15 protein-coding genes are annotated in these 22926 nt (G+C 40.6%); 14 read left to right on the top strand and 1 reads right to left on the bottom strand.

Annotation, left to right across the window (positions count from 1 at the left end; genetic code table 11):
- Positions 1 to 152: 152 nt before the first annotated feature.
- The 11 genes from dltB (CYK18_RS09275) to adcA all read left to right on the top strand — a co-directional run bounded on the left by dltB (CYK18_RS09275) (position 153) and on the right by adcA (position 11043).
- Positions 153 to 1307: a D-alanyl-lipoteichoic acid biosynthesis protein DltB gene (gene dltB, locus CYK18_RS09275; protein ID WP_084928026.1), complete on the top strand. Its 1155-nt coding sequence runs from the start codon at positions 153 to 155 to the stop codon at positions 1305 to 1307.
- A 47-nt stretch (positions 1308 to 1354) separates the two neighbouring features.
- Positions 1355 to 2527, top strand: coding sequence for a D-alanyl-lipoteichoic acid biosynthesis protein DltD (gene dltD, locus CYK18_RS09280; RefSeq protein WP_084928025.1), 1173 nt, complete (start codon positions 1355 to 1357; stop codon positions 2525 to 2527).
- 450 nt (positions 2528 to 2977) lie between these two features.
- The gene (locus CYK18_RS09285; RefSeq protein ID WP_000813664.1) at positions 2978 to 3109 is read left to right on the top strand and encodes a teichoic acid D-Ala incorporation-associated protein DltX; all 132 of its coding nucleotides are present in this window, start codon (positions 2978 to 2980) and stop codon (positions 3107 to 3109) included.
- A 20-nt stretch (positions 3110 to 3129) separates the two neighbouring features.
- The gene (gene dltA, locus CYK18_RS09290) at positions 3130 to 4680 is read left to right on the top strand and encodes a D-alanine--poly(phosphoribitol) ligase subunit DltA (RefSeq protein WP_101786281.1); all 1551 of its coding nucleotides are present in this window, start codon (positions 3130 to 3132) and stop codon (positions 4678 to 4680) included.
- Positions 4677 to 5921, top strand: a complete 1245-nt coding sequence (gene dltB / locus CYK18_RS09295; protein WP_101786283.1) for a D-alanyl-lipoteichoic acid biosynthesis protein DltB — start codon at positions 4677 to 4679, stop codon at positions 5919 to 5921. The genes dltA and dltB (CYK18_RS09295) overlap by 4 nt, the downstream gene beginning before the upstream one ends.
- Before the next feature lie 13 nt (positions 5922 to 5934).
- Positions 5935 to 6174, top strand: a complete 240-nt coding sequence (dltC, locus tag CYK18_RS09300) for a D-alanine--poly(phosphoribitol) ligase subunit DltC (RefSeq protein WP_101786285.1) — start codon at positions 5935 to 5937, stop codon at positions 6172 to 6174.
- Positions 6167 to 7435, top strand: coding sequence for a D-alanyl-lipoteichoic acid biosynthesis protein DltD (dltD, locus tag CYK18_RS09305; RefSeq protein WP_101786287.1), 1269 nt, complete (start codon positions 6167 to 6169; stop codon positions 7433 to 7435). Before dltC ends, dltD (CYK18_RS09305) begins: the two co-directional genes overlap by 8 nt.
- A gap of 149 nt (positions 7436 to 7584) precedes the next feature.
- Positions 7585 to 8025, top strand: a complete 441-nt coding sequence (adcR, locus tag CYK18_RS09310; RefSeq protein ID WP_001249314.1) for a zinc-dependent transcriptional regulator AdcR — start codon at positions 7585 to 7587, stop codon at positions 8023 to 8025.
- Positions 8025 to 8729 carry a metal ABC transporter ATP-binding protein gene (locus CYK18_RS09315; RefSeq protein ID WP_001269496.1) on the top strand — a complete coding sequence of 235 codons (705 nt, stop codon included), beginning with the start codon at positions 8025 to 8027 and terminating at the stop codon, positions 8727 to 8729. Before adcR ends, CYK18_RS09315 begins: the two co-directional genes overlap by 1 nt.
- Positions 8722 to 9528 carry a metal ABC transporter permease gene (locus tag CYK18_RS09320; RefSeq protein ID WP_000950030.1) on the top strand — a complete coding sequence of 269 codons (807 nt, stop codon included), beginning with the start codon at positions 8722 to 8724 and terminating at the stop codon, positions 9526 to 9528. The genes CYK18_RS09315 and CYK18_RS09320 overlap by 8 nt, the downstream gene beginning before the upstream one ends.
- A 9-nt stretch (positions 9529 to 9537) precedes the next feature.
- The gene (gene adcA, locus CYK18_RS09325; RefSeq protein ID WP_101786289.1) at positions 9538 to 11043 is read left to right on the top strand and encodes a zinc ABC transporter substrate-binding lipoprotein AdcA; all 1506 of its coding nucleotides are present in this window, start codon (positions 9538 to 9540) and stop codon (positions 11041 to 11043) included.
- 630 nt (positions 11044 to 11673) lie between these two features.
- Here the strand turns inward: adcA and CYK18_RS09330 are convergent.
- The gene (locus CYK18_RS09330) at positions 11674 to 12531 is read right to left on the bottom strand and encodes a 5'-nucleotidase, lipoprotein e(P4) family (RefSeq protein ID WP_101786290.1); all 858 of its coding nucleotides are present in this window, start codon (positions 12529 to 12531) and stop codon (positions 11674 to 11676) included.
- A gap of 257 nt (positions 12532 to 12788) precedes the next feature.
- Here CYK18_RS09330 and CYK18_RS09335 point away from each other — a divergent pair, with 257 nt between their 5' ends.
- The 3 genes from CYK18_RS09335 to CYK18_RS09355 all read left to right on the top strand — a co-directional run bounded on the left by CYK18_RS09335 (position 12789) and on the right by CYK18_RS09355 (position 22926).
- Complete coding sequence (locus CYK18_RS09335) at positions 12789 to 13673, top strand: SPFH domain-containing protein (protein ID WP_004235732.1); 885 nt, start codon at positions 12789 to 12791, stop codon at positions 13671 to 13673.
- A gap of 308 nt (positions 13674 to 13981) precedes the next feature.
- Complete coding sequence (locus CYK18_RS09345) at positions 13982 to 18703, top strand: ZmpA/ZmpB/ZmpC family metallo-endopeptidase (protein ID WP_101786291.1); 4722 nt, start codon at positions 13982 to 13984, stop codon at positions 18701 to 18703.
- Positions 18704 to 19137: 434 nt separating this feature from the next.
- Positions 19138 to 22926, top strand: coding sequence for an Ig-like domain-containing protein (locus tag CYK18_RS09355; RefSeq protein WP_101786293.1), 3789 nt, complete (start codon positions 19138 to 19140; stop codon positions 22924 to 22926).

A 22926-nucleotide genomic window follows, 5' to 3' on the forward strand; every position in this document is an offset into this window, starting at 1 on the left:
AGAGTAACATAAATCTCAAAAAATAGGGTGAAAAAACCTTTATTTGTCATGCAAAAAAATAGAAGATAGGATAGAGAATCACTTTGATGTTCTCAATCCTATCTCCTATTTAAAGAGTTAGATCACTAACTTAATGACATTGTTTGACGGGTATGAATTATTTCGAGGGGAATGAGTTTTTCCTTCTTTTGTTTGTAGTTTTATTGATTGGTTTTGTAGTAAACTTTTTTGAAAAACGTAAGGACTACTATATTTTGACGCTCTCCCTCTTATTTGCAGTAGCTATTTATGGTAAGAGTAGAGCAATGATTGTCTATTTAATCTCCTTTGTAATTTATCAATATTTTCTGGTTTTCATAGCACAGAGGATAGAAACAAAGCGGCTGAAACCTCTGGTTTTCCTTTCTATTTTTCCTTTGGTGATTAATAAAGTCTTTGCCCTGACTTCTCTGCATTTGTTGGCCTTTATTGGAATTTCTTACATGTCCTTTAAGACCATTCAGATCATGCTAGAAATATCGGATGGCTTGATCAAAGAAAAAATCAGTGTAAAAGATTATCTACAGTTTTTGCTCTTTTTCCCAACAGTTAGTGCTGGTCCGATTGATCGGAGTAGGAGATTTTTAAAAGAGATAAACGAGGTCATGCCTCGGAAAGAGTATCTGGAGTTAGCTGGGGACGGTATTTATCGTATCGTTCTAGGCCTTCTCTACAAGGTTGTTTTATCAACCTATGTTTACCAGATGTTACTCACTCTAAATAATACTGGCACAGTCGTTTACTCAATCAAGTATATGTACCTCTATACCTTGTATCTGTTCTTCGACTTTGCAGGCTATAGTCTAATGGCCGTTGGAAGTAGTAATATTTTAGGTATTCAGACACCGATGAACTTTAACAAACCTTTCTTGAGTGTTGATATCAAGGATTTCTGGACCAGATGGCATATCACCTTGTCGACTTGGCTGAGGGATTTTGTATTTTCAAGAGTATTGATGCAGGCCATCAGGAAAAAATGGTTTAAAAATAGACTACACAATGCAACCTACGCCTATATGGTCAATATGTTGGTCATGGGTTTTTGGCATGGTCTCAGTATAAGTTACATTGTTTATGGTTTTTATCATGGTGTCTTGATGGCTGGATTTGAAGTGTATCAAAAGAAAAGCAGTTTTTATAAGAAAAATAAAAACAAAAATTGGTATAAGCTACTAAGTTGGTTTGTGACTATGAACTTGGTTATGATTGGTTTCTTTATCTTTTCAGGTGAACCCTATAAAATTTTACTTACGATTTTAAAGAGATAGGATATAGAAAAGAAATCGGATGGATCGAAGAGATAGGATGAAACGAGATGATTAAATTAAAAGCATTTTTGTTATCGCTTGTGCTCGTAATTGCGACGCTTGCCCTTTTAAATGTGACATATATCAAGAAGATTGATGATTATTATACAGTTAAGGATAACAGTATTCGCTATAGCACTTCGTATGAAAAATATAAAAGTAGAGATATTCTGACAAGTAATATCACTCCCAACACACTGGTTTTATTGGGATCATCTGAGTTGGTTGCGACAAAGGATGAAGATTATCATCCTAATAGAATTTTTAACTATAACGATTTTAATATAATGCAGATTGGGACTAGTTATTCCCAAAATATCATTCAGGCAACAACCTTAGGCTCTATTGAGGGATCTATGAGTAAGAGAAGAGTGGCTATAGTAGAGTCTGTTCAGTGGTTTGAAAAAGATGGAACCCATCAAGATGCATTTTTGAACAAGGCTTCTCAAGAACATATTTTCCACATGCTAGATAATGACAAGATTAGTAAGGAAACAAAAGAAAAACTAATCAATCGCATTATTGAGATTACCAAGGGGAACAAGCAACAAAATGACATCTACAAAAAATACAAAAGTTATTTCATAGATGGGAAAGGAACCATTGTTGATAAAAAACTATTAGAGTTAGATAACGTGATATATTCTTTTAAGCTCAAACGAAAATTTTATGAAAATCATGAGAAATCAGATTATCCCTTATCAGGAGATAAAACTCCAGACTATGATTGGGAGAAACTGACGGATCAGTTTGTAGAAGAGGTCAAAAAGAAAACAGATAACAATGACTATGCTGTTGATAATAATTACTACAATACCTACTTAAAAGATCGCTATGTATCTTTGAAAGATTCTAATAAAGATTTGAGCTATCTGGAGTCACCAGAGTATTCAGATATGGAACTTTTCTTGACAGTTGCCAAGGAATTGGGAATTGAAGTTGAAGTCATTATTTTTCCAGTAAATGGGAAATGGAATGACTACACAGGTGTCTCAAGAGAGATGCGAGAGAAAACTTATAAAAAAATAGAAGATGTCGCAAAAAGTCATGGTGCAAAGGTATTAAATTATGGAAACAGAGAGTATGATAATTACTTTTTATTTGACGTGATGCACGTTGGAGTGAAAGGATGGATGGAAGTTGAAAAAGAACTTTACAAATTTGCAAACCAAGATAACTAACACACACCGTTTAATCTTGTGGACGCTATTTTTCTATACGGTTATCTTAAGCATCGTGATTTATTGTTTTGTGACCGATTTTTCGAACATTCAAGAATTTATCTATAGTGAATTCTAGGATTACATACTATAAAAATCTCTAGATAAAGGGAACTGCACCGATAAAGTGAGACATAAGATAGGGCTCTATAATATTTATAGTGGAGAAATCCTCTATAGGTAGTATGGAGCCTACTTTGTTGTAGCCCCCATATAATCTATACTGAAAAGCATTCAAGCTATCATTAGAAAGAATCATATGGAACAAATTAATGTTACTGAAACGTAGTGAAAATAGACGGGTAAACAATTGAAAAACTAGTCTATAAAGTGGTATAATAGCAGAAAAATAAATTAGTAAGAAATTGATTTTATTTTAGCGAAAATTACAGAAATGAATGGTTTTTCTTGATGAAACAGAGAAAAGAATTGTACCTCTTTCTTGGTCGGACAGCCTTGTATTTTATTATCTTTCTAGGGCTACTTTACTTTTTTAGCTATCTTGGTCAGGGTCAAGGAAGCTTTATCTATAATGAATTTTAACTTGAAGGAGAATCCTTATTATGTCAAATAAACCAATAGTAGATATGATTGAAACCATTGAGCATTTTGCTCAGACACAGCCTAGCTATCCTGTTTATAATGTTTTGGGGCAGGAACACACTTATGGAGATTTGAAGGCTGATTCGGATAGTTTAGCTGCAGCCATTGACCAACTAGGTTTGCCTGAGAAGTCTCCTGTGGTTGTTTTTGGTGGCCAAGAATATGAAATGTTGGCAACTTTTGTAGCGCTGACTAAGTCAGGTCATGCCTACATTCCAATTGATAGCCATTCGGCTTTGGAGCGAGTTTCAGCTATTTTAGAAGTAGCGGAGCCAAGCTTGATTATTGCCATCTCAGACTTTCCATTGGAGCAGGTTTCTACGCCAATGATGACTCTAGCTCAGGTTCAAGAAGCCTTTGCTCAAGGGACTAGCTATGAGATCACGCATCCAGTCAAGGGAGATGATAACTACTACATCATCTTTACTTCTGGTACGACTGGTAAGCCAAAGGGAGTGCAGATTTCACATGATAATCTCCTCAGCTTTACCAATTGGATGATTACGGACAAGGAATTTGCGACGCTAAGTCGTCCGCAAATGCTGGCTCAGCCACCTTATTCTTTTGACCTGTCTGTCATGTACTGGGCACCGACCTTGGCACTGGGTGGTACGCTTTTCGCTCTTCCTTCAGCTATTACTCAGGACTTTAAGCGACTTTTTGCAACCATCTTCTCATTGCCAATCGCTATCTGGACTTCAACGCCTTCTTTTGCGGATATGGCCATGTTGTCTGAAGACTTTAATAGCGAGAAAATGCCTGGTATCACGCATTTCTACTTTGATGGTGAAGAATTGACGGTCAAAACGGCTCAAAAACTACGTGAACGTTTCCCACATGCCCGTATTATCAATGCCTACGGTCCAACAGAAGCGACAGTAGCCTTGTCAGCTGTTGCCGTGACAGACGAGATGTTAGCGACTCTCAAACGTCTACCAATCGGCTATACCAAGACTGATTCTCCAACCTTTATCATTGACGAGGAAGGAAATAAACTGCCAAATGGTGAACAGGGAGAAATCATTGTGTCAGGGCCAGCTGTTTCAAAAGGCTATATGAACAATCCTGAAAAAACGGCAGAAGCCTTCTTTGAGTTTGAAGGTCTACCAGCCTACCATACAGGAGATGTGGGAACTATGACAGATGAAGGCTTGCTTCTCTACGGCGGACGCATGGACTTCCAGATTAAGTTCAACGGTTACCGCATTGAGTTAGAAGATGTCTCTCAAAACCTCAATAAGTCTCGCTTTATCGAGTCTGCTGTAGCTGTGCCACGTTATAATAAAGACCACAAGGTGCAAAATCTATTGGCTTATGTCATCTTGAAAGACGGTGTTCGTGAGCAGTTTGAGCGAGATATTGATATTACCAAGGCTATCAAGGAAGACCTGACAGACATCATGATGTCCTACATGATGCCGTCTAAATTCCTTTATCGAGACAGTTTGCCACTGACTCCAAATGGAAAAATTGACATCAAAGGATTGATTAACGAGGTGAATAAGAGATGATGGAGTTCTTTCAACAGCTTCCTCATTTAGAGCCATACGGTAATCCTCAGTATTTTGTCTATGTGATTGCTGCAACCTTGCCCATCTTTATCGGTCTCTTTTTCAAGAAACGCTTTGCCTGGTATGAAGTGTTGGTTAGTCTCTTCTTTATCGTCACCATGTTGGTAGGTGGGAAGACCAATCAATTGGCTGCCTTGGGTATTTACCTTTGCTGGGAAATATTGCTCCTGCTTTTCTACAAGCATTATCGAAAAAGTAAGGATGGCAAGTGGGTCTTCTACTTAGTTAGTTTTCTGTCCCTACTTCCGATTATCTTTGTCAAGGTGCAGCCAGCTATCAATGGAACGCAGTCTTTGCTTGGATTTTTGGGAATTTCTTATCTGACCTTTCGTTCGGTTGGGATTATCATCGAGCTGAGAGATGGAGTGATTAAGGATTTTACCCTCTGGGAATTCCTCCGTTTCCTTCTCTTTATGCCGACTTTTTCAAGTGGCCCAATCGATCGCTTTAAGCGTTTTAATGAAAATTATCAGACCATTCCTGAGCGAGATGAGTTGATGGATATGCTGGATGAATCTGTTCGCTATATCATGTGGGGCTTTTTGTACAAGTTTATCCTAGCTCACGTTTTAGGAGAAACCTTGTTGCCTCCTTTGAAGAATTTAGCCTTGCAGTCAGGTGGTTTCTTTAATCTCTATGCTTTAGCGGTCATGTATACCTTTGGTCTTGAGCTCTTCTTTGACTTTGCAGGTTACTCTATGTTTGCCTTAGCCATCTCAAACTTAATGGGAATCCGTAGCCCCATCAACTTTAACAAACCTTTTTTATCAAGGGATTTAAAAGAGTTTTGGAATCGTTGGCACATGAGTCTATCTTTCTGGTTCCGTGACTTTGTCTTTATGCGAATGGTCATGGTATTGACCAGAAAGAAGGTCTTTAAGAATCGCAATGTAACCTCAAGCATGGCCTACATTGTAAATATGCTAATCATGGGATTTTGGCATGGCGTGACCTGGTACTATATCGCCTATGGACTCTTTCATGGGATTGGACTGGTCATCAATGACGCTTGGGTTCGTAAGAAAAAAACACTCAATAAGGAACGGAAAAAAGCAGGGAAAGCTGCTCTACCTGAGAATCGCTGGATTCAGTTGCTTGGCATGGTTGTCACCTTCCATGTCGTCATGCTGTCATTCTTAATCTTTTCTGGATTCTTGAATGATTTATGGTTTAAAAAATAAAAGGAAATAAAATATGGATATCAAATCAGAAGTTATCGAAATTATTGATGAGTTGTTTATGGAAGATGTTTCTGACATGATGGATGAAGATCTTTTTGACTCAGGTGTCTTGGATAGTATGGGAACGGTTGAGTTGATTGTGGAGATTGAGAACCGTTTTGACATTCGTGTCCCTGTAACAGAGTTTGGTCGGGATGACTGGAATACAGCTAATAAAATCATAGCTGGTATTGTGGAGCTACAAAATGCTTAAACGCTTATGGATGATCTTCGGACCGGTCTTGATAGCTGGTTTGTTGGTTTTTCTGCTCATTTTCTTTTATCCTACTGAGATGCGTCATAATCTAGGAGCTGAAAAGCGTTCAGCGGTGGCTACTACTATCGATAGTTTTAAGGAGCGAAGTCAAAAAGTCAGAGCACTATCTGATCCAAATATGCGTTTTGTTCCCTTCTTTGGCTCTAGTGAATGGCTTCGTTTTGACGGTGCTCATCCTGCGGTATTAGCTGAGAAATACAATCGCTCCTACCGCCCTTATCTTTTAGGACAGAGGGGAGCTGCATCGCTTAACCAGTATTTTGGAATGCAACAGATGTTGCCACAGCTAGAGAATAAACAAGTTGTGTATGTTATCTCACCTCAGTGGTTCAGTAAATATGGCTATGAGCCAGCAGCTTTTCAGCAGTATTTTAATGGAGACCAGTTGACCAGTTTTCTGGAACATCAATCTGGAGATAAGGCTAGCCAATATGCGGCGACTCGCTTACTACAGCAGTTCCCAAACGTAGCTATGAAGGATTTGGTTCAGAAGTTGGCAAGTAAAGAAGAATTGTCGACGGCAGACAATGAAATGATTGAATTATTGGCTCGGTTTAGTGAACGCCAAGCTTCCTTTTTTGGTCAGTTTTCAGTTAGAGGCTATGTCAATTATGATAAGCATGTAGTTAAGTATTTAAAGACCTTGCCAGACCAGTTTTCTTATCAAGCTATAGAAGATATTGTTAAAGCAGATGCTGAAAAGAATACTTCCAATAATGATCTGGGAATGGAAAATTATTTCTATAATACGCAGATCAAGAAGGATTTGAAGAAATTAAAGGACTCTCAGAAAAGCTTTACCTATCTCAAGTCGCCAGAGTATAATGACTTGCAGTTGGTTTTAACACAGTTTTCTAAATCTAAGGTCAACCCGATTTTTATCATTCCACCTGTTAATAAAAAATGGATGGACTATGCTGGTCTACGAGAGGAAATGTACCAACAAACGGTGCAGAAGATTCGCTACCAGTTAGAAAGTCAAGGTTTTACCAATATAGCAGATTTTTCTAAGGACGGCGGGGAGCCTTTCTTTATGAAGGACACCATTCATCTTGGTTGGTTGGGTTGGTTGGCTTTTGACAAGGCAGTTGATCCTTTCCTATCCAATCCCACACCAGCTCCGACGTACCATCTGAATGAGCGCTTTTTCAGCAAAGATTGGGCGACTTATGATGGAGATGTCAAAGAATTTCAATAGATAATATAGAAGAGTTCAAGAATGAAACTAGTTTTCACGTTTTTTCTTGACTCTTTTTTTGCTTGTGATATAATTAACTGGTAAACAAAATGTCAAAGAATAGTATTTTTCTCTTAAAAAAGAGAAGTCTAAAAGGAAAGGAGTCAGATATGAGACAGCTAGCGAAGGATATCGATGGCTTTTTGAATGAGGTGATTTTGCAGGCGGAAAATCAGCATGAAATCCTAATAGGTCATTGTACTAGCGAGGTAGCTCTGACCAATACCCAGGAGCATATCCTCATGCTCTTGTCGGAGGAATCTTTAACAAATTCAGAGTTGGCTCGTCGTCTCAATGTCAGTCAGGCGGCAGTTACCAAGGCCATTAAGTCTTTGGTCAAGGAAGGGATGTTGGAAACATCTAAAGATCCTAAGGATGCGCGTGTGATTTTTTATCAGTTGACTGATTTGGCTCGTCCAATTGCTGAGGAGCACCACCATCACCATGAGCATACGCTTTTAACCTATGAACAAGTGGCGACTCAGTTTACTCCAAATGAACAAAAAGTGATCCAGCGGTTTTTGACTGCTTTAGTAGGAGAAATCAAATAATGAGATATATTACGGTAGAGGATTTATCCTTCTATTATGATAAGGAGCCTGTTCTTGAACATATCAATTATAGTGTTGATAGTGGGGAGTTTGTTACCTTGACAGGTGAAAATGGGGCAGCTAAGACGACACTGATTAAGGCCAGTCTTGGAATTCTCCAGCCACGCATTGGTAAGGTAACCATTTCAAAGACAAATACGCAGGGTAAGAAATTGAGAATAGCCTACCTTCCTCAACAGATTGCCAGTTTTAATGCTGGTTTTCCAAGTACGGTTTATGAATTTGTCAAGTCCGGTCGCTATCCACGAAAGGGTTGGTTCCGTCGTTTGAATGCTCATGATGAGGAGCATATCAAGGCTAGTTTGGACTCAGTTGGTATGTGGGAACACCGAGACAAACGCTTGGGGTCTCTATCTGGAGGACAAAAGCAGCGAGCGGTGATTGCGCGTATGTTTGCTTCGGATCCAGATGTGTTTATCCTAGATGAGCCGACAACGGGGATGGATGCAGGAAGTAAAAACGAATTTTACGAACTAATGCACCACAGCGCCCATCATCATGGCAAGGCTGTTTTGATGATTACTCATGACCCTGAAGAAGTTAAGGACTATGCGGACCGCAATATTCATCTAGTTCGTAACCAAGATTCGCCATGGCGTTGTTTCAACGTTCATGAGAATGATCAGGAGGTGGGCCATGCTTAGTTTATTATCTTATGACTTTATGCAGCGTGCCTTTCTGGCTGTTATTGCCATGAGTCTTTTCTCGCCAGTATTGGGAACCTTCCTAATCTTGCGCCGTCAGAGTTTGATGAGCGATACCCTTAGCCACGTCTCGCTTTCGGGTGTAGCTTTTGGTCTGGTCCTAGGGATTTCTCCGACTATTTCAACTATTGCTATTGTCTTGATTGCGGCGGTCTTTCTGGAGTATCTCCGTACGGTTTACAAGAGCTTTATGGAAATCGGGACAGCTATCCTCATGTCAACAGGACTGGCTGTTTCTCTGATTGTCATGAGCAAGGGTAAAAGCTCTAGCTCAATGAGTTTGGACCAGTATCTTTTTGGTTCGATCGTGACTATCAGCGAAGAGCAGGTTATTTCCCTTTTTGTCATTGCAGCGGTTGTTTTGATTTTGACCTTCCTCTTCCTTCGTCCTATGTATATCTTGACCTTTGATGAGGATACGGCCTTTGTGGATGGCTTGCCAGTTCGTACCATGTCTATTCTTTTTAATATGGTGACTGGGGTGGCTATTGCTCTTATGATTCCTGCAGCAGGAGCTCTTCTGGTGTCGACCATTATGGTCTTGCCAGCTAGTATTGCCCTTCGTCTGGGGAAAAACTTTAAATCGGTTATGTTGCTTGCCAGTGCGATTGGATTTTTGGGAATGGTGGCAGGACTCTACATTTCCTACTATGCAGAAACACCTGCAAGTGCAAGTATTACCATTATTTTTGTAACTGTCTTTTTACTGATTAGTTTAGTAAGACGTTTTATCAAATAGGAGACTAACGTGAAAAAAATTAGCTTATTGCTAGCCAGTTTATGTGCCTTGTTTTTAGTGGCTTGTTCCAATCAAAAGCAGGCAGATGGCAAATTAAATATCGTGACAACCTTTTATCCAGTCTATGAATTTACCAAGCAAGTCGCAGGAGATACTGCTAATGTAGAACTCCTCATCGGTGCTGGTACAGAACCCCATGAATACGAACCGTCTGCCAAGGCAGTTGCCAAAATCCAAGACGCAGATACCTTCGTTTATGAAAATGAAAACATGGAAACATGGGTTCCTAAATTGCTAGATACTTTGGATAAGAAAAAGGTGAAAACCATCAAGGCGACAGGTGATATGTTGCTCTTGCCAGGTGGCGAGGAAGAAGAGGGCGACCATGACCATGGAGAAGAAGGTCATCACCATGAGTATGATCCCCATGTTTGGTTGTCACCAGTCCGTGCCATCAAACTTGTAGAGCACATCCGTGATAGCTTGTCAGCAGATTATCCTGATAAAAAAGAGACCTTTGAGAAGAATGCAGCTGCCTATATCGAAAAATTGCAAGCCTTGGATAAGGCTTATACAGAAGGCTTGTCTCAAGCCAAACAAAAGAGCTTTGTAACGCAACACGCAGCCTTTAACTACCTTGCCTTGGACTATGGACTCAAGCAAGTCGCAATCTCAGGCCTCTCTCCAGATGCAGAGCCATCAGCTGCACGTCTGGCAGAATTGACAGAGTACGTCAAGAAAAATAAAATCGCCTATATCTACTTTGAAGAAAATGCTTCACAAGCCCTTGCTAACACACTTTCAAAAGAAGCAGGTGTCAAAACAGATGTTCTCAATCCTTTAGAAAGTCTGACAGAAGAAGATACCAAGGCGGGAGAAAATTACATCTCTATCATGGAGAAAAACCTCAAAGCTTTAAAACAAACAACAGACCAAGAAGGTCCAGCAATCGAGCCTGAAAAGGCAGAGGATACCAAGACAGTCCAAAATGGTTACTTTGAGGATGCAGACGTCAAGGACCGCACCTTGAGTGACTATGTAGGTAACTGGCAATCAGTTTATCCTTTCCTTGAAGATGGCACGTTTGATCAAGTCTTTGACTACAAGGCTAAGTTGACTGGTAAGATGACCCAGGCTGAGTACAAGGCTTATTATACAAAAGGCTATCAGACAGATGTGACTAAGATTAACATTACTGATAACACTATGGAATTTGTTCAAGGTGGACAAAGTAAGAAATACACTTACAAGTATGTCGGTAAGAAAATATTGACTTATAAGAAAGGCAATCGTGGTGTTCGCTTCCTCTTTGAAGCGACAGATGCGGACGCTGGACAATTCAAGTATGTTCAGTTTAGTGACCACAATATCGCCCCAGTTAAGGCAGAACATTTCCATATCTTCTTTGGAGGAACAAGCCAAGAAGCCCTCTTTGAAGAAATGGACAACTGGCCAACCTACTACCCAGATAACCTATCTGGACAAGAAATCGCCCAAGAAATGTTGGCGCATTGATGAGAAACCGACTAGTTCATAGGAGCTAGTCGGTTTTTGGATACTAGATGGCTAATTTCATTATAGATCTTTCAGAACTTTAAACAATAAATAAAACTCTTGAAATATCGGGGTTTATATGCTAGAATGTAGTTAATTGATAAGGTTCATTAGAACACCAAAGCCCCTAACTACTGCCATAGTTAAGGGCTTTTTTGACGTATCTTAGCGATTTAACGGGTGCTGATAGGCTAGTCACTCGGTCTAGTCCTTACTATCTAGCCATCTGCAGACGAAATACAAGATAATTCCTGCTATGACATCCGCTATAATAGTAAGAGCGAGCTCTATGATAAGGCTCATTAGTTTCACCTCCTCTCACGAACCCATAGGAACGTAATCGGTAACCGATGACAAAAATAGTATACCACACTACATTTAGATCATCAAGATTGCTTAATTCTTGAAGTATAGGGGATAGGCAAAAAATCGTTAAAATCAAAAAACGTATAGTATCAGATGTATAAAAGCTTGATGTTATATTAATTATAAAAGTGGATAGGAAAGTTTTCTGATTATCAGAATTCCCTCCTATCCACTTTTTGAAGATTGTAAGTTAGCCTAATTTTATGTAGAATCAGCTTATTTGTTTTATTTATCAAAACCTTGCAAGGCTTTTTGTCGTTCTTCTACTTGACCTTTAGCATCTAGTTTGTTACCACCGTATACAGCTGATTCCCATGATCCGTACATTGGATTTGGGAAGATGATGAATTTTTCACCGAATTCTTTTTGCAATTCTTCAAGTTGTTTATTACGGTCAGATTCAGAAGTCTTAGAAAAATCTGCAAAGTCTACGAGGTTATCACCAAATAATAAGATAAGATTTGTTTTTTCTTGAACTTTTTGGCGACGACCTTCTTTGGATTTTACACCACTTTCTAAGAACATGAGATGATCACGTCCTTGAACAGGAATTCCTTCACTTTCAAGATTTTTAATAGTAGCATCTACTTGATTAGCTGAGCGGTCAGAAATATAGTAGATTTGGACACCGTTTTGATCAGCAAACTGAAGAAAATCCTTGGCACCTGGGACGGCTTTTGCTGCAGCTTTTTGAACCCAAACATCCCAATTTTCGGGTGTGAATGCTGTACCATCTTTGACATTTTGTACTTGATAAGGGCTATTATCTAGGACAGTTTCATCCAAGTCTAAAACGATAGAGTAAGGTTTGTCTGATTCTGTTTTGAGCAATTCCTTTAGGTGATTTGTTGCAACGTTATAACCCTGTATGTATAAAGCTTTAGTTTCAGCTGATTTTTGATACCAAAGAGTTGACATAGTGTTTTCTCTTGACCGTAGTTGGTCATATGTCAATGTAATCTGATTATCAGATGAGCTATTATTGTTTGTCTGTGTTTCTGTAGACTTTGTTGCACAACTAGCCAATAAGACGACAGAAGCAAGTGTAGAAAGGATTGTAACAGTAGTTTTTGCTGTTTTCATGAAATATCTCCTATTCATTCATTTCAATAAATAGTATAGCACGAGAGAAAAGTTAAGGCAAGTTATTCCCTGACTATTGATGTAGATTTTATAGAAGTTAATGTAATGAAAAAAGCGATTACTAACTTGAAATGTAGTTTCACCTCTAATTATTGACATTTCAGGAAAAATCGCAGTAAAAATTACACAGCCTTCTTTAAATGTGCTATAATACAGGAAAAATAATAATGGAGGTCACGATAATGGCAACATTTTTGATGATTTTTGTGGTGGTTTGTGTGCTCCTATTGGTGATAGTCACACTGAGTACAGTTTATGTGGTTCGTCAGCAGTCGGTGGCGATTATTGAACGCTTTGGGAAATATCAAAAGGTTGCCAATAGCGGTATTCATATTCGCTTGCCTTTTGGAATTGACTCGATTGCAGCGCGGATTCAGTTGCGCTTGTTGCAAAGCGATATTGTGGTTGAGACCAAGACCAAGGACAATGTGTTCGTTATGATGAATGTAGCGACCCAGTACCGTGTCAATGAGCAGAGCGTAACAGATGCCTACTATAAACTCATGCGTCCAGAATCTCAGATTAAATCTTATATCGAAGATGCCCTTCGCTCTTCCGTTCCCAAATTAACCTTGGACGAACTGTTTGAGAAAAAAGATGAGATTGCCCTTGAGGTTCAACACCAAGTGGCGGAAGAAATGACAACCTACGGCTACATTATCGTGAAAACCTTGATTACCAAGGTCGAACCAGATGCAGAAGTCAAGCAATCCATGAATGAAATCAATGCGGCGCAACGTAAGCGGGTCGCAGCGCAAGAATTGGCGGAAGCCGATAAGATTAAAATCGTCACTGCAGCTGAAGCCGAAGCAGAAAAAGACCGCCTTCATGGTGTGGGGATTGCCCAACAGCGTAAGGCGATTGTGGATGGATTGGCAGAGTCTATCACAGAACTCAAGGAAGCAAATGTTGGCATGACAGAAGAACAAATCATGTCCATCCTCTTGACCAACCAGTATTTGGATACCTTGAATACCTTTGCCTCTAAAGGAAACCAGACTATCTTTTTACCAAATACGCCAAATGGTGTTGATGATATCCGTACACAAATCTTGTCAGCCCTCCGTGCTGAGAAGAAATAATAGACTAAAGAGCTTGGCAACAGGCTCTTTTTGCATTGCATTTGTTAAGAAAAGCAAAGAACATTGATATACATTTATACTCAATGAAAATCAAAGAGCAAACTAGGAAGCTAGCCGCAGGCTGTACTTGAGTACGGTAAGGCGAAGCTGACGTGGTTTGAATTTGATTTTTGAAGAGTATTAAATAAAAATTATTGTATGTTGTCCCCCTTAACTTGGAATGATAAGGGAATAACTAGAAAGATTTGTGAATACAAACTATTTCTGATATACTAAATATACAGTAATAATGAATGATAGGATATGGGATGAAAGAATTTCAATTTGAGAGAAAGCAGCGTTTTTCTTTGAGGAAATATACAATAGGAGCTTGTTCGGTCTTGCTAGGAACGAGTTTATTTTTTGCTGGTATGGGTGCTCAACCTGCACAGGCTACAGAAACGAGTTCAACACTAATTTCAAGTCATTATTTGGATGAGCAGGATTTATCTGAAAAGCTAAAATCTGAGTTGCAATGGTTTGAAGAAAATAAGATTGAGGTAAAAGAGGGAAAAGAATACTACTTTATCTATCGAAAATTGGCTACAAGATTACCAGAAACAGGTCTGTTTTCTAATGATGGGATGTTTATCTTGGGAGCAGGATTATTATTGCTTTCCTTCACTTTAATCAAGAGAAAAAAGGGAGCGTCTTACTTCCTTGTGACAGCCTTTGCTGTTGGTGGCTTGGGAGCATCCATCTCTGCTTTAGAAAATCTGGTAGAATTGCAACCAGTCCTTGTTAAGAGAGTAGAAGGTCAGTTTTTACCAAGTCCTGAAACAGTTCAAGGATATGAATTTACGGGATATTATTTGGTAAGAGATAGTGCTAGTAAGGAACTTTCTGTTGATAAGGTAGAGTCGCCAGCATTATCTCAAAAGGAGGAAAGTTCAGAACCTCAATCTAAGAAGATTGTACCACAGACTACATCTCATTTTAGTTCGACTAAAGATCTTGTGCAATCTCCTCAACCATCTTACGCAGTTGAGCCTGTTTTAAATCCAACTTCTGAAAAAAGTATGAATATTGAGTCTAAAAAAGTACCAGATGAAGGAATGAAAACTGTTATTGAAGACAAGCCAGAACTGGAAGTTAGGATAGGGGAGATAGAGTTTGAAACTCAATTTCAGTCTGACCCAACTCTGGCTAAGGGAGAAAAAAGAATTTCTATAGAAGGTGCCAAGGGACAAGAACGAATCTTAACAGAAGTAAGGGTTGTCGATGGTGTGGTTACGCGAAATGAAGTAGGGAGAGAAGTGCTTCGTGAACCAGTTGCTCAGGTGATTTTGGTCGGGGCAAAAGAGAAGGAACTTCAAGAAAATGGTATAAGCCTAGCCCCGGAAGTCCAACCACCTCTTCCGTCTTATGAGGGCGGTGTTTCCGGCGAATCCTTGGTGGAACCGTCCCTTCCATCTTATGAAGGCGGTGTTTCCGGTGAGTCCTTGGTAGAACCAGCGCTTCCGTCTTATGAAGGCGGTGTTTCCGGTGAGCCTTCGGTAGAGCCGTCTCTTCCGTCTTATGAAGGCGGTGTTTCCGGTGAATCCTTGGTGGAGCCGTCCCTTCCATCTTATGAAGGTGGTGTTTCCGGCGAATCCTTGGTAGAACCAGTGCTTCCGTCTTATGAAGGCGGTGTTTCCGGTGCATCCTTGGTGGAACCGTCCCTTCCCTCTTATGAGGGTGGTGTTTCCGGTGAGCCTTCGGTAGAGCCGTCTCTTCCCTCTTATGAGGGCGGTGTTTTCGGCGAGTCCTTGGTGGAACCGTCCCTTCCGTCTTATGAAGGTGGTGTTTCTGGCGAATCCTTGGTGGAACCGACCCTTCCCTCTTATGAAGGTGGTGTTTCTGGCGAATCCTTGGTAGAACCAGCGCTTCCGTCTTATGAAGGCGGTGTTTCCGGTGAGCCTTCGGTAGAGTCGTCTCTTCCGTCTTATGAAGGTGGCGTTTCCGGTGAGCCTGAGATACAGGAGGCTCTCCCAGAGTACAAAGAAGACACTCAACTTCCTCAGACCAAAGTGGAGACCAAAGCTGTTCCTTATGAAACCGTTTATGAAAAGAATGAGGAACTAGACCACGGCGTTACAAGAGTAAAAATTCCGAGTGTTGAGGGACAAGAACAAGTTACTACTACCTATACTAAAGATCAAGCAAGTGGAAATATTTCTGAGCATAAAACTGTCAAAATAGTAGTTAACAAAGTTGATCAAGTTGTAGAAGTTGGAACTAAACCGAGTGTTGAAACTACTGTCCTATCTCATAAAACGATTTACCAAGTGAATCCTGCTTTGGAGTTCAGACGACAGGAAGTAGCGGTTGCAGGGCATGATGGTTCGGTGGAAACTAGGACGACTTATCAACTAGACAAGGCAACAGGTCAGGTGACGGTATCTGACACTACTAGACAAGTAAATCCAGCAGTCGATAAAGTGATTCAAGTTGGTAATGTGGAAAAAGTAATACAACCGATTGCTGTTATTGAGGAGCGAAGAGAGGATTCTTTACTTGCTAAAAATATAGAAAAGGTAGTCTCTGAAGGAGAAGTTGGTGAGAATACACTTACCAGAACATACGCTATCAATGAACAAACTGGTGAATTGGTTAATCCTCAAGAAGTGAGTCAAATAACAAAGCCAATGAAACCGAGAGTTGTTTTAGTTGGTAGTCAGGAGGATAAACCACACTTGCTTCCAGCTAATAGTGAGAGAGAAGATGCTGTGGATGTGTCTGCTCTGACCACAAGCGCGAGGTCAGTAGACTTCTTACATGACAGTAAACTAAAAGAACAGTTGGAGCCTGTCTATGATCCTCGAGATATTATAACAAAGAGAATTGCGCTCAGAAAAACACACCCAAATATCACCGACCAAGAAGTCAAAGATATGTTGCGCACAGAGTATCTTCAAAAACTATCGATTCAAGAAAGTTTTGATCAGATGAAGACGCAAGCTGAGTCAAGTTTCAAAAAGATAGCCTCGCATACATTGGGAATTATAGGAGATACCCCTGAAAATCGCAGCAAGGTCAAACAAGAGCTGGAGCAATACAAAGAGCAGATCTTGTTGGGACTGTCTTATATCAATCGTTTTTATAATATTCAATTTGGGGACACGAATATTCGTGATATTCTGGCCTTTAATCCAAGCTCATTTGGCAATAAGACAATGACCGCCTTGGATAGTTTGAAAAAATTAGGATCCATGTCTTATGAAGAGATGAAATTGACCAATAGTCCTCAAACATTTACAAAGTATTTATCTACCATTACAGATAAGGCTAGCTTGAAGGAATTTTTAGACAGCAATCGCCAACTCTTTACGTCAGATGATGCGGATACCTGGCTTAAAAAATCTAGCCAAGCTATGATTGTTGAAAAACCATCTAAGGAAAATCCTTTAGCGCATGTCGGGCTGTATAGCAAGTTGACAGCTGGGGAAAAGGATCCTCGTAAACAAGAGGCTAATATGGCTGCTATTTTGGGACTTTTGAATGTGAAAGAACCAAATGTTTACGTGATTAGTAATATGGCGACGATTACTTATGGTAATATTGGTTCCTATATAGATACTTCTCTTGCCCAGTCTAATCCAACTAAGTATCAGGCTGAGCTTGCTAGAGTCAAGTCTTTAATTGAAAAGGCGGCTGTACAACAAGCCAACTATGTTGATACTCTTTATCGTATAACAAAACCAGAAAATCGTGATAAGTTGCTGACAAATCGTTTAATTATTGATACGATGAAGAAATATACAAGTGATCTGAATGCCCAGATTGATAGCACTTGGTCACCAGCTACTGGTAATGGAGCTGATAAGGGAGTCGACCAATTTATGACTCCTATGAATTACTATTCTCCAGTAAGTAAGGTGGGAGCTGAGGCCAATGGATTAGGTGTCCGTTACTTTATAGATAGGGTTTTAGATGATAGGGGTTCAGCGACTTATTCTCATGAAATGACGCACTTACTAGATAGAACGGTCTTGTTTAATAATCACGGTCGTCGAGATGGCACAGGAGCAGAGTTTTATGCGCGTGGTATTTTTGAAAACTCCTATAATCCAGAAAAGGATACTTATTTCAATCTCAATTTTGTATATGATGAGAGTGATAAGAATGGATTTTACAATAGAACACCTGATCGATTTAAAACAGCAGAAGATTTGCAATCTTACATGAAGGGAAGTTTCGATGTCCTTTATACTCTAGATTACCTAGAAGCTGAGGCAAGTAAAGGCTTATCTGCAGAAGACAAGATGAGTTATTTCAAAAAAATAATGCCGATTCCTTCAACAGGTCCTAGAACTTGGGTAGATTACCGTAATCCAGCAGTTAAACCAACTCATAAGAGTGAGGAGATTCAAGCTCTGACCTTAGAAGATGCCAAAAAATTGACAGATATTGATAGTTTGATTGACAATCATATCCTGGTCAATCGTTATATCATTGCTGGTTTTTCAGATAAAGGTAAAATTGCAGCAAATGGTTACTATACTGTTGATATGTTTGATACCATTTATGGTGTTAGTCAAAATGACTCTGGTATGAGTGGGGACATCACCTTTAGAAAACAAGCCTTTGAATTGATGGCTACTTTGGGCTACTATGAAGGATTTGTTCCTTATGTGTCAAATCAGTTTAAAGAAGAAGCAGAGGCTGAAAACAAGCCTTTGTCTGATACTTACATTTTCAATAAAGTTTTGAATGGTAAGAGTTATGCTGAGTTTAAAAAAGCACAGTTTAAGGAAAGGGTAGCTAAGATTGATCAATTGAAAGCTTTGACAATCCAATATGAAGGTCAGGAAGTAAGGCTGACAAGTCAGAAGTTAAGTGACTTGATGCAGAAAGCTGTCCAAGAGGAGTTGAAACAGATTAAGGCAGGCAATACAACTGCTCGCACCTATACCTTTATCGAAACACCCGTTCAAAAACTGAAAAAAGCGATTTATAAAGCTTACCTCAAAGATTCAGATGACTTTAGACAGTCGATTTATAATAGCTAAGACAAAAGGAACATCTCTCTGGAATGAACATTCAGAGGGGTGTTTTTTGGTTCTTGTCAGATTTGCTACTCAATGAAAATCAAAAAGTAAACTAGGAAGCAAGCCTCAGGTTGCTCAAAGCACTGCTTTGAGGTTGTAGATAGAACTGACGAAGTCAGCTCAAAACACCGTTTTGAGGTAGTAGATAAGACTGACGAAGTCAGTTACATATACCTACGGGAAGGCGACGCTGACGTGGTTTGAAGAGATTTTCGAAGAGTATGACCTTGTTTCTTGAAAATGACAGTTTATATGAACATGGAGTGATTTTCAGACTTTTCCACAAATTATAGAATCTTTTCCGAGTATTTAGGGAGTGATGGAGGAATTCTTGAAAGCGCTTTTGTTTTGTGCTATAGTCAAGTAAATCGATTCGTTTAAAGAGGAATGCTTGTATGAGAAGAGAAGAAGTTTTACGAAATCACTGGTTTTTTAGCCAGGAGGTGGGGAAAGAGGAGACCTTGGCGCCGGATTTGCAGAGGGAAAATTGGCAGGCCATTCAAGTGCCACATGACTGGAGTATTTACAATGATTTTGACCAGTATTCGCCAGCGCAAAATGAGGGTGGTCAGTTAAACGGGGGTCAGGCCTGGTATCGGACACAGTTTTACTTGGAAGAAGATGCCAGTCTTGTGTCGGTGCGTTTGTTGTTTGACGGGGTTTACATGAATGCCCAAGTCTATATCAACGGGCAAGTGCTGGGTTATTATCCCAATGGCTACACACCTTTTTCTTATGATATTACGCCTTATCTAAGAAATGATGGGACGGCCAACCAGCTTGCGGTTTTTGTGGAAAATCAGCAACCTAGCAGTCGTTGGTACTCTGGTAGCGGTATTTACCGAGAAGTAAAATTGTTGATTACAGATTCGGTGCATCTGGATTTATATGGGATTAAGATAGGAAGTCCCAAGCTCAAGGAACAAAGAGTTGGGTGGGTGGAAACTCAGCTTGAAAGCAAAGTTTCAAATGATGGACCTCAGTCTGTGTCGGTGTATTTGGAGCAGAGTATCTGGTATGATGGACAACAGCTGTCAGACTGGCAGGCGACAGACTCTCTAGTGATTGAGTCTGGGGACAAATATTCTTTCCAACAAGCAATATCAATTTTTCAACCCTTGCTTTGGGATATTGACCATCCTCACCTTTACCAATTGAAGACTCGCCTTTACAAAAATGGCATTTTGGTTGATGAAGAAGAGGAGACTTTTGGTTACCGTTATATGGATTGGCAAGCGGATAAGGGTTTCTTTCTAAATGGTCGCTGGTTGAAGATTCATGGGGTTTGTCTGCATCATGACTACGGAGCGCTGGGAGCTGTGGAAAACAGGTCAGCTGCCGAGAGACGCTTGCGTCAGATGAAGGAAATGGGGGTCAATGCGATTCGAATCACTCATAATCCAGCTAGTAGTATTTTGCTGGATGTGGCTGCCAGAATGGGCTTACTCATCCAAGAAGAAGCCTTTGATACCTGGTATGGAGGAAAGAAAGAATATGACTATGGTCGCTTTTTTGAGGAAGAGGCGACTCACTCAGAAGCGAAAGCAGGCGATTTCTGGTCAGATTATGATTTGCGCACTATGATTGAACGTGGTAAGAACAATCCAGCTATCTTTATGTGGTCCTTGGGAAATGAAGTCAGCGAAGCAAATGGCGATGCTCATTCATTGAAGACTATCAAACGTTTGCTAGGAAGAGTCAAAGAAGTGGATGATAGCCGTTTTGTGACCATGGGAATGGATCAATTCCGCTTTGGCGATGGTTCTGGAGGTCATGAAAAGATAGCCAATTTGCTGGATGTGGTGGGCTTAAATTACTCGGAAGATAATATTGATGCGATTCGCAAAAGACATCCTAAGTGGCGTCTTTATGGGTCCGAAACCTCATCGGCTACAAGGACGCGTGACAGCTATTTTCGTCCAGATAAGGAATGGGTTGGGGATAATCGTCGCGTGCGGAATTTTGAACAGTCGGACTATGGCAATGATCGGGTTCCTTGGGGGAAGACGGCGACGGCTTCTTGGATAGCAGATAGAAATCGGCTAGACTATGCAGGTCAGTTTATCTGGACAGGAGTGGACTATATCGGTGAGCCGACTCCTTGGCACAATCAAAATGACACGCCTGTCAAGAGTTCTTATTTTGGGATTGTGGACACAGCAGGGATTCCTAAAAATGACTATTATCTCTATCAAAGTCAGTGGTTGGATCTGGATCAGCATCCTATGGTTCATATTTTACCCCACTGGAATTGGGAAATCCACAAGAGTTATCAACAAGTTGTGGATAAGTATGGGGATATCCCTGTTCGAGTGTATTCAAATGCTGGTTCGGTAGAGCTATTTCTCAATGGAAAATCTCAAGGCAGGAAGACCTTTCAGGAAAAATGGACTTCAGATGGTAGAAAATACCAAGAGGGACAAGGTTCTGACCAACTCTATCTCGAATGGCGTTTGGCTTATCAACCAGGAGAATTGCATGCTGTAGCCTATGATTATCAAGGTCAGCTTGTGGCAGAAGATAGGGTGGTGACTGCAGGTAAGCCAGCCAAAATCGGGTTACATGCCGAGAAAACAAAACTGGAGCCAGATGGGCAAGACCTCCTTTATCTCTATTTTGATGTATTGGACAAGGATGGAAATTGGGTGCCGACTGCTTCCAATCAGCTTCATTTTGAAATTGAAGGCCCTGCTCGTATTGTAGGTGTGGATAATGGTAGGCAGGCCAGTCGTGAACGTTACCAAGCCCAGAAAAATGGTCGGTTTAAGCGGAAAGCCTTTCATGGCAGAGGTGTACTTTTGGTTCAGAGCTTGGAGCAGGTAGGCCAAGTGAGAGTAAAGGCCAGTGCCAGAGGGCTAGAGCCAGCAAGTTTTGATATCTTAGTGGGAGAGGCTTTGGCTAACCAACCAGTGAAAAATAAGCGCTTGTTTGAGATTCGAGTGGACAAGCAGGCAGGATTACAAGAAGGGGATTCCCCAGCTATTGGACTTTATCCACAAACTGTGGATAACCCTGTGAACAAGGTGGGGAATAGTGAAGTGATTTGGGAGATGAGTGGTAGTGCCCACGCCATTATCAAGCAGGGAGTGCTTCATTGCTTGTCTGCAGGGGACTTGGCTATTAGTGCTATTTATCAAGGGAAAACCCATCAAACTCATTTGCAGGTCGCAGAAAATACCTCACTAGGGCAGGCAGTTTCTGTACGACCACTTCGCTTGTATACAGCTAAGGGAACTTATCCACAGCTGCCATCTTCAGTCTTGGCGGACTATGAGTCCGGTAGTGTAAAACGAGTCAAGGTTGTTTGGGAGGCAATTCCTAAAGAAGATTTAGAAAAATTTCATGAATTTACGGTATCTGGCCATCTTGAGGGGCTGGATATAAAGGCTTCTGCTCAGATTTGTGTCCAAGGGATTTGTGCTATTGAGCCTGAAAGGGTCTGGACGCTTGTCAAGGAAGTCCCACATTTACCAGATCGAGTTAAGCTAGTCTTATCAGATGGTAGACGAGATACGGCCAAGGTGACCTGGAATGAACTCAAGCCTCAAATCTATGCTCAGGTAGGAGAATGTGTGCTCACAGGGCAGGTGGCGGGCTGTGAGTTGCCAGCAACAGTCACTATTCATGTGACAGATGCCAGTGTAGATGGAGAAGTTATTTCCAATCAGTGGACAGGGTCCAACCTGCCTCTGGTCTTTGCTTCTCACTCAGAGCCAAATCACCCAGCCTCATACCTCAATGACAAGGTCATTGCTCGGAAGAAATCGATAGCCAATTCTTGGATTGCCAAGTCAGAGCAAGCCAGCGTGGGTATTCTGTTTGGAGACGCAGGCATTTTAAAACCGCGATTTGTGGATAACCTGACCTTGTATTATGTTGAAAATCAAGAATATGTGGCTGTTGAGCCGACCTATATCGATTATTATGTAGGGAATGAACCTGCCTTGCCTCGGACTCCAAATCATTTGGATAAGGATTCTCTGCTCAAGCAAGAGGAGAATTGGCGACCTGTATCAGCTATCCGAAAAGTTTCAAGCGACAAGGCTGAAGGGCTTCGTTTTGAATTTGACAAGGTGGAAACCTATGCCCTTCGTCTTCGATTTGAAGGCTTGGCAAGCCCTCTAGCGTTAACAGAATTGCAAGTACATGCCAAAAAAGTAAAGAAAAATGTAGACAGGAAGTAG

Source organism: Streptococcus mitis (assembly GCF_002860865.1).
Lineage (GTDB): Bacteria > Bacillota > Bacilli > Lactobacillales > Streptococcaceae > Streptococcus > Streptococcus mitis_AT.

Coding starts and splice junctions, on each gene's coding strand:
- adcR (WP_001249314.1), top strand. CDS start 7,585: ATGAGACAGCTAGCGAAGGATATCGATGGCTTTTTGAATGAGGTGATT.
- dltB (WP_084928026.1), top strand. CDS start 153: ATGAATTATTTCGAGGGGAATGAGTTTTTCCTTCTTTTGTTTGTAGTT.
- dltB (WP_101786283.1), top strand. CDS start 4,677: ATGATGGAGTTCTTTCAACAGCTTCCTCATTTAGAGCCATACGGTAAT.
- dltD (WP_101786287.1), top strand. CDS start 6,167: ATGCTTAAACGCTTATGGATGATCTTCGGACCGGTCTTGATAGCTGGT.
- CYK18_RS09320 (WP_000950030.1), top strand. CDS start 8,722: ATGCTTAGTTTATTATCTTATGACTTTATGCAGCGTGCCTTTCTGGCT.
- dltA (WP_101786281.1), top strand. CDS start 3,130: ATGTCAAATAAACCAATAGTAGATATGATTGAAACCATTGAGCATTTT.
- dltD (WP_084928025.1), top strand. CDS start 1,355: ATGATTAAATTAAAAGCATTTTTGTTATCGCTTGTGCTCGTAATTGCG.
- CYK18_RS09355 (WP_101786293.1), top strand. CDS start 19,138: ATGAGAAGAGAAGAAGTTTTACGAAATCACTGGTTTTTTAGCCAGGAG.
- dltC (WP_101786285.1), top strand. CDS start 5,935: ATGGATATCAAATCAGAAGTTATCGAAATTATTGATGAGTTGTTTATG.
- CYK18_RS09285 (WP_000813664.1), top strand. CDS start 2,978: ATGAAACAGAGAAAAGAATTGTACCTCTTTCTTGGTCGGACAGCCTTG.
- CYK18_RS09345 (WP_101786291.1), top strand. CDS start 13,982: ATGAAAGAATTTCAATTTGAGAGAAAGCAGCGTTTTTCTTTGAGGAAA.
- CYK18_RS09330 (WP_101786290.1), bottom strand. CDS start 12,531: ATGAAAACAGCAAAAACTACTGTTACAATCCTTTCTACACTTGCTTCT.
- CYK18_RS09315 (WP_001269496.1), top strand. CDS start 8,025: ATGAGATATATTACGGTAGAGGATTTATCCTTCTATTATGATAAGGAG.
- CYK18_RS09335 (WP_004235732.1), top strand. CDS start 12,789: ATGATTTTTGTGGTGGTTTGTGTGCTCCTATTGGTGATAGTCACACTG.